This is a genomic window from Aeromonas sp. HMWF015 (assembly GCF_963878965.1).
GTDB lineage: Bacteria > Pseudomonadota > Gammaproteobacteria > Enterobacterales > Aeromonadaceae > Aeromonas > Aeromonas veronii.
Window position 1 is genome coordinate 2,183 of sequence record NZ_CAWNZT010000046.1, and the last position, 462, is coordinate 2,644.

A 462-nucleotide genomic window follows, 5' to 3' on the forward strand; every position below is an offset into this window, starting at 1 on the left:
CCGCCTGTTCAATCTTGACCGACACCTCTTCGATGCTGGTAATCGAACTGCGTACCACTTCGCTGCCGGCGGCGGAGGTGCGGGAGGCATCCTTGGCGGCGCTCATGGCATCCGTGGTGTTGCGGGCCACTTCGTTAACGGTGGATTGCATCTCGTTCATGGCGGTCGCCACCTGGGAGACTTCGTTCTGCTGGATGGCCATGCCGCTGGCAGACTGGCTGGAGATGGCGCTCACCTCCTCCACTGCGCTGCTGAGTTGGCTCACGGAGCCGGCAATCTCGCTCACCAGATCGGAGAGGGAGCCCTGCATCCGGTTGATGGCAGAGCCCAGCTGACCCAGTTCGTCGCGGTTAAAGCGGCTGTCACGGATCCACTGCTGCAGTTCGCCCTGCCCCAGATCGCCATTGGCAATGCGCTGGGCCTGACGTGCCAGCATGATCAGCGGATCGCGGATCTGGCGGG

At 63.2% G+C, this 462-nt stretch carries 1 protein-coding gene; it reads right to left on the minus strand.

Annotation, left to right across the window (positions count from 1 at the left end):
- A partial coding sequence (locus tag AACS18_RS23015; RefSeq protein WP_374956633.1) for a HAMP domain-containing protein occupies positions 1-462 on the minus strand: 462 nt, incomplete at both ends.